Annotated in this window: 13 protein-coding genes; 5 read left to right on the top strand and 8 right to left on the bottom strand. The window is 56.2% G+C overall.

Features of this window, described 5'->3' with window-relative positions; genetic code table 11:
* Positions 1-215 precede the first annotated feature (215 nt).
* Entirely contained in the window at positions 216-1985 is a 1770-nt protein-coding gene (gene ilvB, locus RIB44_19625; protein ID MEQ8618790.1) for a biosynthetic-type acetolactate synthase large subunit, read from the top strand.
* Positions 1986-2070: 85 nt separating this feature from the next.
* Here ilvB and RIB44_19620 read toward each other — a convergent pair whose 3' ends face one another.
* The 7 genes from RIB44_19620 to RIB44_19590 all read right to left on the bottom strand — a co-directional run bounded on the left by RIB44_19620 (position 2071) and on the right by RIB44_19590 (position 7439).
* A complete protein-coding gene (locus tag RIB44_19620; protein ID MEQ8618789.1) occupies positions 2071-2289 on the bottom strand; it encodes a small basic protein in 219 nt (72 codons plus the stop codon).
* Between the two features lie 154 nt (positions 2290-2443).
* The gene (locus tag RIB44_19615) at positions 2444-3319 is read right to left on the bottom strand and encodes a serine/threonine-protein kinase (GenBank protein ID MEQ8618788.1); all 876 of its coding nucleotides are present in this window, start codon (positions 3317-3319) and stop codon (positions 2444-2446) included.
* Between the two features lie 158 nt (positions 3320-3477).
* Complete coding sequence (accD, locus tag RIB44_19610; protein ID MEQ8618787.1) at positions 3478-4332, bottom strand: acetyl-CoA carboxylase, carboxyltransferase subunit beta; 855 nt, start codon at positions 4330-4332, stop codon at positions 3478-3480.
* Positions 4333-4568: 236 nt separating this feature from the next.
* Positions 4569-5156 (bottom strand): histidine phosphatase family protein, encoded by a 588-nt coding sequence (locus RIB44_19605; GenBank protein ID MEQ8618786.1) that lies wholly within the window; start codon positions 5154-5156, stop codon positions 4569-4571.
* Positions 5157-5189: 33 nt separating this feature from the next.
* Positions 5190-5891 carry a ribulose-phosphate 3-epimerase gene (gene rpe / locus RIB44_19600; protein ID MEQ8618785.1) on the bottom strand — a complete coding sequence of 234 codons (702 nt, stop codon included), beginning with the start codon at positions 5889-5891 and terminating at the stop codon, positions 5190-5192.
* A 151-nt stretch (positions 5892-6042) separates the two neighbouring features.
* Positions 6043-6678 (bottom strand): SMC-Scp complex subunit ScpB, encoded by a 636-nt coding sequence (locus RIB44_19595; GenBank protein MEQ8618784.1) that lies wholly within the window; start codon positions 6676-6678, stop codon positions 6043-6045.
* Positions 6679-6779: 101 nt separating this feature from the next.
* Entirely contained in the window at positions 6780-7439 is a 660-nt protein-coding gene (locus RIB44_19590; protein ID MEQ8618783.1) for a hypothetical protein, read from the bottom strand.
* 139 nt (positions 7440-7578) lie between these two features.
* On the opposite strand from RIB44_19590, the gene RIB44_19585 reads away from it, so the two are divergent.
* From RIB44_19585 to RIB44_19570, 4 genes are all read left to right on the top strand, one after another.
* Entirely contained in the window at positions 7579-8517 is a 939-nt protein-coding gene (locus RIB44_19585) for a mechanosensitive ion channel (GenBank protein ID MEQ8618782.1), read from the top strand.
* A 201-nt stretch (positions 8518-8718) separates the two neighbouring features.
* The gene (locus tag RIB44_19580; protein MEQ8618781.1) at positions 8719-10053 is read left to right on the top strand and encodes a citrate synthase; all 1335 of its coding nucleotides are present in this window, start codon (positions 8719-8721) and stop codon (positions 10051-10053) included.
* 31 nt (positions 10054-10084) lie between these two features.
* Positions 10085-10966, top strand: coding sequence for an ABC transporter ATP-binding protein (locus tag RIB44_19575; protein ID MEQ8618780.1), 882 nt, complete (start codon positions 10085-10087; stop codon positions 10964-10966).
* Between the two features lie 19 nt (positions 10967-10985).
* A complete protein-coding gene (locus RIB44_19570) occupies positions 10986-12230 on the top strand; it encodes an HlyD family efflux transporter periplasmic adaptor subunit (GenBank protein ID MEQ8618779.1) in 1245 nt (414 codons plus the stop codon).
* 4 nt (positions 12231-12234) lie between these two features.
* On the opposite strand, the gene RIB44_19565 is transcribed toward RIB44_19570, so the two are convergent.
* Positions 12235-14085: a TolC family protein gene (locus RIB44_19565; protein MEQ8618778.1), complete on the bottom strand. Its 1851-nt coding sequence runs from the start codon at positions 14083-14085 to the stop codon at positions 12235-12237.
* Positions 14086-14255: the final 170 nt, after the last annotated feature.

Below are 14255 nucleotides of genomic sequence, written 5' to 3'. Positions count from 1 at the left end.
CGGTTTCGCCGCGGCTAAGCCGACAAGCGGCGTGAAAATGCTTGTTTTGGGCGGCGAATCCGCTTACTATGGATAGGTTTACGGTCGAACTGCGGTCATAATACAAGCAGTCATCGTAGAACGATGTCTTTGAACGACGAGAGTCTCCCTGGGCAGTCAGGATTCAGATTCCCCCGCTGCCCCAACCCAGTGCAAATGCAAACCGAGGTGCCATCGTGGCAACTGTTGAGAAAACCAAAACGAAAAGCGACGTAACTCTAGGCGCAGACATTGTCATCCAATCGCTGGTGAATCACGGCGTGGAAGCTATCTACGCCTATCCAGGGGGATGCAGCATGCCGCTGCACCAATCGCTTACCCGTTTCAGCGACAAGATCCGCACGATCCTGCCCCGTCACGAGCAGGGTGGCGGGTTCGCTGCACAAGGTATCTCACGCAGCACCGGCAAAGTGGGCGTCTGTATGGCCACGAGCGGCCCGGGCGCGACGAATCTGATTACCGCCATTGCCGATGCCAAGCTCGACAGCATCCCCATGGTGGCCATTACCGCTCAGGTTCCAACGAAAGTTATTGGTACTGACGCGTTTCAAGAAACCCCAGTTGTCGAAGCCTGCCGTGGCATCACCAAGCATCACTACCTAGTGACCGACGTCAACGACTTGGCCCGTGTCTTCAAGGAAGCGTTTTTAGTTGCCGCGACAGGTCGCCCGGGCCCCGTACTGGTTGACATCCCCAAGGACGTTCAGCTTGACTCGTGCGTCCCAGACTACGATGCTACACTGGACCTGCCGGGCTACTCATTCGATTTGCCATTGGCTCGCCCCGAGCAAATCAACCAGATTGCCGCTGCGATCAAACTGGCGAAGCGTCCGATCATCTACGCCGGTGGTGGGATCATTATTGCCGAAGCGAGTGAAGAGCTTCGCGAACTCGTTGACAAGACGGGAATTCCCATCACGACAACCGTCATGGGGCTGGGTATCTACCCTAGCGAAAACGAGCTTTCGCTCGACATGCTTGGCATGCACGGTTCTGTTTACGCGAACAAGGCGGTTGATGAGGCCGATTTACTGATCGCCTTGGGGGTCCGCTTCGACGACCGCGTGACCGGCAAGGTGGAGGAGTTCTGCAAGCACGGCAAAATTATCCACGTAGACATTGACGCTTCTGAGCTCAATAAGAACAAGGAAGCCCACATTCCCGTTTGCAGCGACGTAAAGCATGCTCTGACCGAGCTCAACAAGATCGTCGAGCCACCCGAGGACATCTCGGACTGGGTCGCCCACTGCAAGCAACTCAAGGCGGACCATCCGTTTAAGTTCGACCGTACCTATCCCGGCATTACCCAACAATTGGCGATTGAAGAGCTATGGAAGCTCACCAAGGACAAAGACCCTGTCGTTGCCGTGGGTGTCGGCCAGCATCAGATGTGGGCGGCCCAATTCTATAAGTTCAACAAACCCCGCAGGTGGCTCTCCAGCAGCGGCCTAGGCACGATGGGCTTTGGACTACCTGCCGCTATGGGTGCTCAGACCGCGTTTCCTGATCGGCTGGTCATCGACATCGATGGCGACGGAAGCTTCTTGATGAACATTCAAGAGCTGGCGACCTGTGCCTGCGAGAAGCTCCCCGTGAAGGTCTTGCTGCTTAACAACCAGCACCTCGGCATGGTTGTGCAGTGGGAAGATCGCTTCATGCAAGGCAACCGCGCCCACACTTACCTAGGCCCGATCGACAATCCCGAGTGGAGCGGCGAAGGGGACGGCATCGGTCCGCCGGAACGCTACCCCGACTTCGTCAGCATCGCCCGTGGCTTTGGCTGTGGTGCGGCCTACGTTCGCAAGAAAGAGGATCTCGTCCCCGCCCTGGAAGAGATGCTCGCCTACGATGGGCCTTATGTTCTCGACGTCGAAACGCCTTACCAAGAGCACGTACTGCCGATGATTCCTGGCGGAAAGACGGTCAAGGACATCATCACCGAGTAGACGACTACTCGAACCCAAACAAAAAACGCCCGCCGAACTGCATCTGTTCGGCGGGCGTTTTGTTTTTTGAAATCGAAGAGCTAGCCTATTCCGACTTCTCTTCGCCAGCATCTTCTTCTTTGGCCTTCTTCTTTTTCTTCTTGAGTACAAGCTTCTTCACACGCACTTTAGGCAGGCCAAGGGGGGAATCGCCTTCTTCCCAGCGGCCATTGTCCTTGAGCTGAACAATCCGCTCGGCCCGGGTGAGAACGCTCCGCGAGCTAACACCACCGCGGCGTACTTTGAGGCTTTTGTCGATCGTCATGACTTGTCTCGCGATCTTCGAATTCTAGGGATTCGCTGAGGGTTAGCCTTACAGCGATGTTTGGTGTGTTGTTGAGAATCACAGAGTATACGAAACCCTTCTACTAAGGAAAAGGCCCCGATTTTAAGGATCTTGGCTTGCGGGATTTTGGCCGCTACCCAGTGGTTTCGCTCTTCACATTGCGAATCGCGTTGAGAAACGCCCCCATCGACTGAAAGCGATTCTTAGGGTCATTCTGCATGCACTTGTGGATCGCTTCGGCGAGGGTTGGATCGATTTCAGGGCAGTGTTTTGCTAGGGGAGTCGGGTCGCTTTGGCCGTGACTCATGGCAGCAAGGCCGTCGGATCCGCGTTGCCAGGGGAGTTCAAAAGCAAACATCTCATACATCGAGACGCCAAATGCGAAGATATCGAGTGTCTTGTCCGTCGGCTTACGGCGGACGATTTCGGGGGCCATGTAGTTGGGCGTCCCGGTGCGGATCCCCGGCTGCATGAATTCCCGCTTGGCGGGGACGGTCAGGCCAAAGTCGATGAGCTTTAGTGAAGTTGCATCTTTTGCGCAGACAAAGTTCCGCGGGCAGATATCACGATGGATGAAGCCGGACTCATGCACAAAGCCTAACGCTTCAGCCGCCTCTCGCATGAGTTTCAAACGATTGCCGTTCAGCAGTGGGCTTTCACCCACGATCAAGGAGTTCAGACCCGGGCCATCAAGAAATTCCATGATCACAAAGTGCTCACCCTTGCTCGTCATCCCGTAGCCGTGGGTGGTAACGATCAGCGGGTGCTTCATCAGCATCGAGATCTCGCCCTCAGAGGGTTTGTCGAGACCGCGGAAACGCATTTCAAGCTGCTCGGTCTTCTCCTTGTCCAGAATCTTCAGGCCCACGATCTGCTCTGTCTGGCGATCCCGTGCCATGTGGAAATCGCTCATGGTGCCTGAAACCGCGTCACGCATGATCTCGTAGCGCTTAGCGATGTCGACCTTGCCGCCTTCAAGTAACGATTTGAAAAAACCACTAAGGCCCATGATTTACAACTTGCTGCAAGGAAGGAAAAGGCAGTGCGAGAATGAAAGCAAGGAACACAACCAGCAATGAACTCTCCACTCTAAGCCCCTGAGTAGAGACAATCAACCTAAGCAGTATTCGTGCTTATTGTTCACTGCGCGTTATTGAACGAAACGCTCTACTGCCACTCGCAATAGTCGATCACACGAGCGATTTCACTCTTCAACTCCGCCCGGCGAACGATGCGATCGATGTAGCCATGCTCAAGGAGAAACTCACTCGTTTGAAAACCTTCGGGCAGTTCGATGCGGATCGTTGCTTTGATCGTCCGCGGGCCGGCGAATCCGATGAGCGCTTTGGGCTCCGCGAAAATGATGTTTCCCAGCGAGGCGAAACTGGCTGCCACACCGCCCATGGTGGGGTTGGTGAGTACGGAGATAAACAGGCCGCCCGCTTCACTGTAACGTGCTAACGCCGCGGACACTTTGGCCATTTGCATCAAGGAAAGAATCCCCTCATGCATGCGGGCACCGCCACCGGATCCGCTGACGATAATCAATGGCAGCTTTTGATCGGTGGCTCGCTCGATCAATCGTGTCAGACGTTCGCCGACAACCGAACCCATGCTCCCCATGATGAAGGCAGAGTCAGTCACGCCAAACGCGACGCGGCGAGCGCGAATCATGCCCGAACCAGTGAGTACCGCATCGCGTAAGCCGGTCCGCTTTTGCTCAGCCACGAGCCGATCACGGTATTTCTTCTTGTCCTCGAATTCGAGTGGGTCTGTCGGCGTGAGGTGGCCGTCCCATTCCTCGAACGTGCCGCTGTCGAGAACCGCCTCAATCCGTCCAGGGGCACTGAGGTACATGTGGAAGTCGCATTCGGGGCACGTACTAAGACGCTGTTCGACCTCCTTACGAAACACCGTCGCCCCGCACCCCTGGCAACGCAGCCATAAACCACTGGGCACACCACGCTTCTCACGTGCTGGCTTCTCTTGTTCGCTGGTTGCTTCGGTTTCGCCTGTTGCCATGGAACGCAAATTATTGAGCGTGTGGTTACTTGAACGGGTTGCCTGGGTGGGCCTGGGGTTCGTCAAACAAATATTTTCGGGTTTGGTGCATTGCGAAGTGCCGCACCTGAAACGAATTAAGACGCACCAAACCTGAAAATTTTTGCTTGACGCAGAATTATTGTATCAGGCCGAGGCACGCTCAACCATGCCGCCGACCATGCCGCCAAAGAGGAGAGTACGCGTCTGAAATTCGTTCAAGTCGCGGTCTTGATCGCCGGTGCGTACTCGATTTTCTTCCACAACTGCGATGCTTCCCCCTCGACATGCCAGAGATCGCCGAGTTTCTCGTGGCTCAGTTCACTTTGCAGGACGGCTGACAGAGGATTCGGGAGGACCAGAGCGATGACCCCTTGCTTATGTTTCTTGACGAGCTTGGCAATCGCCTTAGCGAGTCGCTCCCGGGCGGAGCCGAGCGTTTCGCCCTCGGGCGGACAAACGGCCTCGGGGGTCTCCTGCCATTTCTTGTAGACCTTTGGCTGGTTGGAGCGGACCTCCTCAACCAGCATCCCCTGCCAAAGTCCGTGATCGAGGTTCGCTAGGCTCGTCAGCTTCTTGGGCTTCAGATTCAACTTGGAACCGACCGCTTCGGCCGTCTGTCGGACACTCTGGCACGGCCCTGTGTAGAGCGTTGTGATCGGCGGTCGCTCTTCCGCAAGTGCGATCGCAGCAGCCTCAACCTGCACGCGACCATCGGCGCTCAAGGGAATGTCGAGCGTCCCCTGAATTCGACCTTGCCCGTCGTATTCAGTGTCTCCGGCACGGATGAGGTAGATCGTCAGCATAGAAATTGGCCGTCGGCTTTTGGCGATCGGCTGTTAGCTTTGGTTTTCGTCGGTTGCCAGCAGAGTGAGTTCGTTGATTCTCGCTGCATACTCTTCTTGGGTGTATTTGAAGATTCCTGATCCGACGACTAGAAGTTGGGCTCCGGCTAAGCCGCAAGCGGCGGCGGTTTGTTTGTTGACTCCGCCGTCGACTTCGAGCAAGGTCTCCTTCGCGACTTGATCTTTGAGGGACTTGAGTTTGTCCAACGCCACCGGGTTGAAGGCTTGTCCACCACGGCCCGGGGTAACGCTCATGGCGAGGACTAGGTCACACAATGGCAAAGCGTCGGCGATGCTCTCAAGTGGTGTCGGTGGGTTGATGGCGAGTCCCGCTCCGATGTCACGGTTGCGAATCTGTTCAAGGACGGGCTTGGGGTCTTCAACGGCTTCCGCATGGATCGTCAGGATGTCCGCGCCCGCATCGACGAAGTCGTCAACGTACTTCGCCGGCTCAACCATCATCAAATGCACATCAAGTGGCAAATCCGTCGAGGCTTTCGCGGCGCGGACAATAGTCATGCCGTAAGTGAAGTTATCAACGAAACACCCGTCCATGACATCCAAGTGCAAGCCTCTCGCACCGGCCGCTTCGACCGCGCGAATCTCTCCCGCCAAATTGGCAAAGTCGCACAGCAATAGCGACGGCATAACGGCCGGCGGTCCGGAACGGAGTTGAGCAAGGCAAGCGCGTGGCATTGAGCCGATTCGTATTAAGGTTTGCAGAGTGGGCAACGGGCGTCAGATTCTACTCATCGTCACAGGCGACGCTAGGGCAGACACCCCGACGAATTGCCGCAAATCTCGATCCTGCCGTGGCTTACAGAAAATGCGTCTCGAATTTGCGAAGTCACCGATCTGAGTGATCAGCGGCTTTTGGAAGCTCTGAGGAAGAAGACACTCCAAATAGCTTATTGAAGCGCTCCGTCGTCACGTACTGCCTTTTCCTCCTCACGCTAGATTCGGGTTCTGGCTCTAGAGTCTCAAGGCTAAGCAGATTCCGACGCACCAGAGATGCCAGAATAGCGTGGCACTTCGTTCCACGAAGCTTGCTGACCTGATCTCCGGTCACGGGCTGCCGGTACGCGACGATTGAGAGAACCTCCAGCGCGGCCGGGGTAAGTTTCGCTTCTCGCACGTCTCCAGAGAATCGATTTCGGAGTTTGTCGAATTCGCTACGCAACTGCATGCGATAGCCAGCTCGACTGCTAACAACTTCGTAGGCGGAATCCGCTTGGCGGTAGTCGTCGTTCAGTTCCGAGATGAGATTCTCGATCTCATCGGACGACACATCGCGAATCGGCCCAGCCAGAGATTCGGCAGAAAGCGGTTTGCCGTGTTCGTCACCCACGAACAGCATGCTTTCAATCAGCATCTTGGGAGACAATCGAGTAGGATCCGCTGACGGTTCTTCCGTCTCCGCCGCCGTCCGACCCTCACCCGCTGGACTCATCAGCTTGGCAAACGCCGTCGAGAGGCGCGCCAACGAAAGCTTAGGGGCGGGTGGTGATTGAGCTTCCTCCATCTGCGGAGCCTAGCGAGATTGACTCTGTTCAAACAAGAGCGTTCGCCCTAGAACGTATGCTATTAGATGCTAGCACTTTGGCGACCGAGCAATTCTACCTGTCGCTTCCTGACATCTTCTCGTGCCGCTGGCAGCAACTCCGCAAATTCTTCGGGCAACTCGTTAAGGCCAACCCGTCGCATCACTTGGTTCAATCGATAGCAGAGCCGCTCATCATCCTGATAATCCTCCAAGAATCTTGTTTCGATGAACTTGGGGATTAAGGTTTCCAGGTTGCCAGCATCCTGCCCGCTCATCTCACTCACCTGCTTTGCTACCAGTGCAGGAGAAACCTTCGCGAGACTCTCGTAGTAGGTGTCTAATGCCCCTGGATGATCTTCAATGAGCGTGGCGTCGAGCAGCAGCTCCACAAGAATATGCCCCACAAAGCTGGGTCGCATGCCATCGGTGTCGCGCGTCGCCCGGCGGATTCGGCCTGCGAAATCGACGGAGAGTTGGGCGAAAGCGGCCGTTTCGTGAAACCACCCATCATCCGCGTGGTGGCGAACGATGCCCTGAGCGAGAGCAGCGACGTTGCTATCACTCGCTTCAAGAAACGGCTCTGCGTGGCGTGAACGACATCGAACTCGCGGCTTGAAGATCGCCAGCCAATCTGGTGTCGCTACGCCAGCACACTGGTAAGGATCATCAAGGCAATGCAAAGCGTGGGCGAAGTAGTTCATTAATTAGAGGTTGGCTGAATTGAACGTCTGGAAACTGCTCTGGCCTGGTTTGGTGAGAACCGCTTAGATATCACCGGCCGCGGTGCCAGCACCGCGGCGAAACTTCGCTCACCATCGCTGCCTAGCTTTGAACAACACCATGAACTTTCTGCTGCTGGCACAAGCTGCCGACTCAACCGCTCCTGCTGTCGACCCGGAAACCACTTTATCCTCTGCCGACCAAATTCGCCGAAGCATGTTGGAGCATGTCCACAAGCTTCAGTTTACCGCGATGACCAAGGAGGAGTGGATCTCGGCGGCCGAATATTACGGCCTGCGAGCCGCATTCGTCTTGGTGCTGATGATTCTGGCTTGGACAGTTTCAGGCTGGGCCTCTTCGATGGTTGGCCGTGGGATGCGGCGGGTGAAGTTCGACGAAACGCTCACCAAGTTTCTCTCGAAGCTTGTCCGCTGGGGCATCCTGTTGATGGCGGCTCTTTCTTGCCTTAGTTACTTTGGCGTCCAAACAACCAGCTTCGCCGCCGTGATCGGTGCTGCCGGCTTGGCCGTTGGCCTCGCTTTTCAAGGTACCCTCTCGAACTTCGCAGCGGGGGCCATGTTGTTGATCTTCCGTCCTTACAAGGTTGGTGATGTCGTCAATATCGCGGGCAGCCTCGGGAAAGTCTACGAGATTGAACTCTTCACTACTTCAATCGACACCTTCGACAATCGCCGCTTTATCATCCCCAACAGCGGAATCTTCGGTGCGGTCATCGAGAACATCACCTACCATCCCAAACGTCGTGCGGACGTTGCCGTGGGAACTGACTACTCGGCCGACCTTGATGAGACCCGGGAAATTCTCGAAGCAGCGGTCAGGAGCGTACCGGAAGTACTGTCCGACCCAGAACCCGATGTGGTGCTGCAAGAACTGGGCGGATCGAGCATCAATTGGACCGTCCGTGGTTGGGCCACCAACGACGACTTCCTCGCGGCTAAACAAGGCATCATCCGCTCGGTAAAGAAGTCGCTTGACGGCGCAGGGATCGGAATCCCATTCCCACAGATGGATGTCCACTTAGAAACGCAGGCCCAGTAAGAAATAGTTTCCGTTCAGGCAAGACGTGCTCACGCTGAGCCCCCAATTGAATGGTTTCCTCCGCAGCGGTACACTTATGGGACCGTAGGGGCAGCTTTCTAGAGGCGGGTGAGCCTAGCTTCTGCGGGTGACTTCTCCGATTGCGACTTTCTCTCAGATCGCGCAATTGACAGCCGGTGCAGTGGAAGGAAATCCATCGATATGAGTAACTCTGCGACGACCCAACCTCCGACCCCACAGACCGTCGATTCCGGTTCCGCCACATTGACCGTGGACGGGAATGAACTGGAGTTACCCATTGTCGAAGGAACGGAGCAGGAACGCGGCATCGACATCGGCAAGCTGCGGAGCGCGACAGGTGTCGTCACTCTCGACCAAGGCTACGTAAACACCGGCTCAACCACCAGCGCGATCACCTTTCTCAATGGCGAAGAAGGCATCCTTCGCTATCGGGGCTACCCAATCGAACAACTGGCTGCCAACTGCGACTTCGTCGAAGTTGCTTACTTGCTTATTTACGGCGAGCTACCGACAAAGGAGCAATTAGAGGACTACCGCAACATCATTCGCAAGCACACGATGCTTCATGAGGATCTGCGACTGTTCTACGATGGCTTTCCTCGTGACGCCCACCCGATGGCGATCCTCAGCTCCGTCGTCGGCGCAATGAGCACCTTCTACCAGGACTCGCTCGATCCGCACGACGATTGGCACGTTGAAGTCTCGATGGTCCGCTTGTTAGCCAAGCTTCCGACGATTGCTGCTTGGGCTTATAAGAAGTCGAGCGGTCAGCCGTTCACCTATCCCAAGAACAAGCTCAATTACTCCGAGAACTTCCTTCGCATGATGTTCTCGCTCCCCAGCGAGGAGTACGAAGTCGACCCTGTTTTTGCCGACGCTCTCAACTTGCTGCTGATCGTGCATGCGGATCACGAGCAGAACTGCAGCACCTCAACGGTGCGTATGGTCGGTTCGTCAAACGCGAACATTTTCTCCTCGATCTCTGCAGGGATCAGCGCGCTCTGGGGACCGCTGCACGGCGGGGCTAATGAGGCCTGCGTCAACATGCTCACACGCATCCGCGACGATGGTTGCAACGTCCAGAAATATGTCGACATGGCTAAGGACAAAGAAGACGGGTTCCGCCTGATGGGTTTTGGACACCGCGTCTACAAAAACTTTGACCCGCGTGCGACGATTATCAAAGAAGCCTGCCATCGAGTGCTCGAAAAGCAGAAGATCGACGATCCGATTTTCGACATCGCTCGCCAGCTTGAAGAGGCCGCTCTGAAAGACGAATATTTCATTGAACGGAACCTCTATCCGAATGTCGACTTCTACTCTGGCGTAATCTACCGAGCCATCGGCATCCCCGAGAAGATGTTCACCGCCTTATTCGCGATTGGTCGTCTCCCAGGATGGATCGCCCACTGGCGCGAACTGCACGCAGATCCTCACAAGCGAATCTGTCGCCCGCGACAAATCTACACCGGGCACAACGTGCGCGATTTCGTTGCGATTGACAAACGATCGTAGCCGCGAACGCCTCCTAGTTTGCTTGAAACCTATGTTGCTCGAAACCAAGTCGCTCACGAAGCGCTACGGCAAGCTCACCGCACTCTCTGACTGTAGCTTTACAGTTGAACGTGGCGAAATTCTCGGTCTACTAGGCCCCAACGGCGCTGGGAAAACGACGCTGCTTCGCCTGCTGCTGGGCTTCCTCAAACCGTCGGCAGGTTCGGCGGAGATCGAGGGGCACGATTGCTATCGGCAGTCCGTCGAAGTCCACAAGCTACTCTCCTATCTGCCCGGCGAGGCCCGCCTGTTTCGTGGGCTCTCGGGACATCAAACGCTCAAGTTCTTCGCAAATCTACGTGTTGGCACTTCACTCACCAAGTCATTAGAGATCGCCGAGCGATTGAAGCTCGATCTCACCCGCCAGGTACGTAAGATGTCCACCGGCATGCGACAGAAGCTCGCACTTGCGGCAACACTTGCTGCGGACGTGCAGTTGGTAATTCTTGACGAACCGACCGCGAATCTCGATCCCAATGCCCGACGCGACGTGCTGGAGTTGGTGCGAGAGACACGCGAAGCGGGGAAGACGGTCATCTTCTCGTCGCATGTGCTTTCTGAGGTCGAAGAGGTCTGTGATCGAGCCGTCCTGCTACGCGATGGTAAACTTGTCGACACAGTACGCATCGCCGACATTCGCCGACAGCATCGCATCGAAGCGCTCGTCGAAGGCGAGCTAACCGCCCCCTCGCGAGAATTGGGGAAGAATCTCACAATCGACTACGATGGTAATGACAAGGCAACCATAGTTGCCGACGTCGAACTTGCCAAACTGCTTGGCTGGCTAGCCGCACAACCCATTGATGAGCTTTCCATCGAACCCATCGGCTTGAAGACGGTCTACGAACGACTTCACCCAGCCAACTCAAGTTGATTCTTGAAAAACCACTTTCATGCTTGCTCGTCGTCTCCTGCTGATCCTCTTTTTAGCCGCCATCGCTGGTGCCATCGGCTACGGATTGATGCCGGCCCCCGTTGAAGCGGACTTGGCGGAGGTCACCATTGGAGAAATCCGCGTCACCGTGGATCAAGATGGCAAAACGCGGATCCGCGAACGCTATGTCGTTTCTGCACCTCTGGCTGGACGGCTGACGAGAATCGACCACGATCCTGGGGACGCCGCCGTCGCGGGTGAAACGCTTCTCGCTTCGATCGAGCCTCGCGATCCTGAACTTCTGGACGACCGCGCCATCGCCCAGGCTGAAGCGCGTGTGAAAGCCGCCGAAGCAAATCTGCAGAAGATGACCCCTCTGCTCGAAGAGGCTCTCGCAGCGCAGGCACTTAGCGAGAGTGAATTGCGGCGCAAACGTGAGACAAGACGCAAGAACACGAGTGCGGTGTCGGAAAGTGAAATCGAGCGGCTAGAAATGACCGACCGAACCAACGTCGAGCGTGTCCGCTCTGCTCGCTACGCCCAAGAAATCGCCAAGTTCGAGCTCGACCAAGCCGAGGCGGCCTTGATGCGTTCGCTGCCTCCCGAGAGCCCCACTTCCGGAAACAACGTCGGTGATTCCCAGGAGAAGACTGCCAGCAATGGCCGTAACTTCAATATCCGCTCGCCCATCAACGGCCTCGTGTTGCGTGTCTTTCAAGAAAGCAGCGGGTTCGTCAACGCGGGCACCAACCTGTTGGAACTTGGCGACGCCCTTGATCTGGAGGTCGAAATCGATGTCCTCTCGCGTGATGCTGTGAAGATCGCCCCTGGGGCGACCGTTTCGTTGGAGCATTGGGGCGGTGAGCAACCACTGCGTGGACGTGTGCGACTGGTGGAACCCTCAGCCTTCACCAAAATCTCCACACTAGGTGTTGAAGAGCAACGCGTGAATGTGATCGTCGACTTACTCGACCCACCCTCAGAGCGTGCCGAGCTAAAAGACGGCTACCGCGTTGAAGCACGCATCGTGATCGCCCAAGCATCTCCGGTTTTGAAAGTCCCCACGAGTGCTCTCTTCCGCATTGGCGACCAATGGGCCGCGTTCGCGGTGGTGAATGGCGTGGTGAAGGAGCGCATTTTGAAGATCGGACTACAGAACGGTCTCGAAGCCGAAGTCATCGAGGGGCTCGAGGAGGGAGACCGAGTGGTGACGCACCCGAGCGACGCAATCTTGGCTGGTGTCGAGGTGCGGGAGCGGGGTTAGGAATTTAATTCTGATCGATGGGGCCTTCAAATCCCATCGCCGCCGCGTAGTCGGCACGTGCGACATGGTATTCAAACAAGGCCGAGATCCGTTCTACAGCGGCGTCGGCGGCTTGTTTCTCTCGAGCGTTGATGAGGAATAGGTTGCTTTGGCCATTGTCCAATAGCTCCTGCTCGGCCTCAAGCATTTGTTGGGCTAGTTCATAACTCTCCGTCGCCCGTTCGACGCGTTCAATCGAGGCGATGAGAGCGGCCCGGGCGAGTCGGACACTGGCGACGATTTTATCCGAAGCGAAACGCGTTTTGGCCGAAACACTCGCGAGCTTGCCGCGTAGGCTGCGGATCTTACCACGTGCTTTGCTCCGCTGCAGAGGCACCTCTAGAGTGATGAGCGCTTCGACCTCGAACTCCGACTTATCACGCTTACTACTGGTCGGCTCGCCAACATCTTGGCCAACAAGAACCCCTGCGTCGATATCAGGTTGCAGTTCATTGTTAGCCTGACGCAATGCCACGTTCAACTGGCGACGTACTAGTTGCAATTCGTAGAGTTCCGGACGTTGCGCGAGTGCGAGATCGACATCTTCGGGCAGCAGTTCGGCACGAGCTACCGATTCACGCTCTGCTTCGCTCATCTGCGTATCTTGTTCGTTGGCAAGCAGCTCTGGCGCGGGTAATCCCGTCGGTACGGGCAACTCCGCAGGCAACGTCGCCGGATCGGTCAACAGTGGCACCCCATCAGGCGTACGTAGAAAGAGAGAGAGCTTGACGGCTGCCTGCTCAAGCTTTCGTCGTGCATCGATTAACTTGGCTTCGCGCGAAACTATAATCCGCTGGTTATCGACGAGATCAATCGGAGCCTTTTGCTCGAGTTCCACCTGCGTCTCAAGGCCATCGGTTCGAATCTGAGCCAACTCGAGTAGTCCTTCTGCCACACGATAATTCGCTCCTGCAGCGACCCAGTTCCAGTACGCAACGCTCCCATCGCGTACCGAGGCGATCACTTCTGCCAGGATCACTGGCTCAATGCGACGCCGTTCCAACTGAGCTTGCCATAGCTCGGCACGGTTTGAGTCAATCCAACGATCACGAATGACTGGGGCCATGAAGCCAGTTTTGAATTCGCCACCCTTATTCGTTTCTCGCTCCTCGTACCAAGGTTCGAAAATCCCACGCCCAATTTTGTACTTCGCGAAGGTGCTGCCGCCCCAAAAGGTATCCCGTTTGACACCAAGCTCCGATCGGTAATTCTCGTAGAAATCCAACGGCTGCGATTCGCTGAAGCCTTCCAGCTTATGATCGAAGGCGCCTTGAGCAGACAGAATCTCACCAGAGGCTATAGCTCGGGCCGCCACAGCCTGCTGAATCAGCGGAAAGTGATTTCGGACCGAGACGACGACCTCTTGAAGATCCAGCGATGCAACCGTGTCGGCGCCATCGGGCTGCGGAATCTCCTCAGCCACGACTGCCGGGGGTAGTCGCAGGAGTTCTTCGGTCTCGTCGTCTGGCTGATTCGAATTGCTTTGATCAGTGGTTCTTTCTTCCGAAGTGGCTGCTTCTTGCTGGGTGGCTGGGGACGAGCTCTGAGAGCCCCCAGACTGCGAACCTTCTGACTGCGTCGCCTCAGGCTCTAGTTCGTTGAGGGCAGCCTCTGATTGGCGACCAGCCACCCCGCTGACGTTGGATTGAGCGTAGGCAGCTTGCTGAATTTCCGTCGGCGCTTCTTGCGCTGCGACCTTCAGCCCTGGCGGCGGAGACCAAGCCAGCTCAGCGCGCGGCGCTTGCTCCTTGCCACTTCGGCAGCCAACGGCGCAGAACGATATCGCTGCGATCAAAACGAGAAAACGAGAACTCACGAAAAGCTTCCACTGCTAGCACTCCCCGCCTGAGAGTGCGACAAGACAAACCAATGGTTATTCAATACATCGGAATGCAAAGTCGCGGTCCGTGGTGAATCGAGAATTTATCCTCGAAGTTCACCGGAGACTTGGGGGAATGGCGAAGCTGGCTAAGTTGCGGCTCGAAT

This window comes from Lacipirellulaceae bacterium, assembly GCA_040218535.1.
GTDB lineage: Bacteria > Planctomycetota > Planctomycetia > Pirellulales > Lacipirellulaceae > Adhaeretor.
The sequence above is the reverse complement of the archived record's forward strand: the minus strand, read 5'-3'. Positions and strand labels throughout refer to the sequence as shown.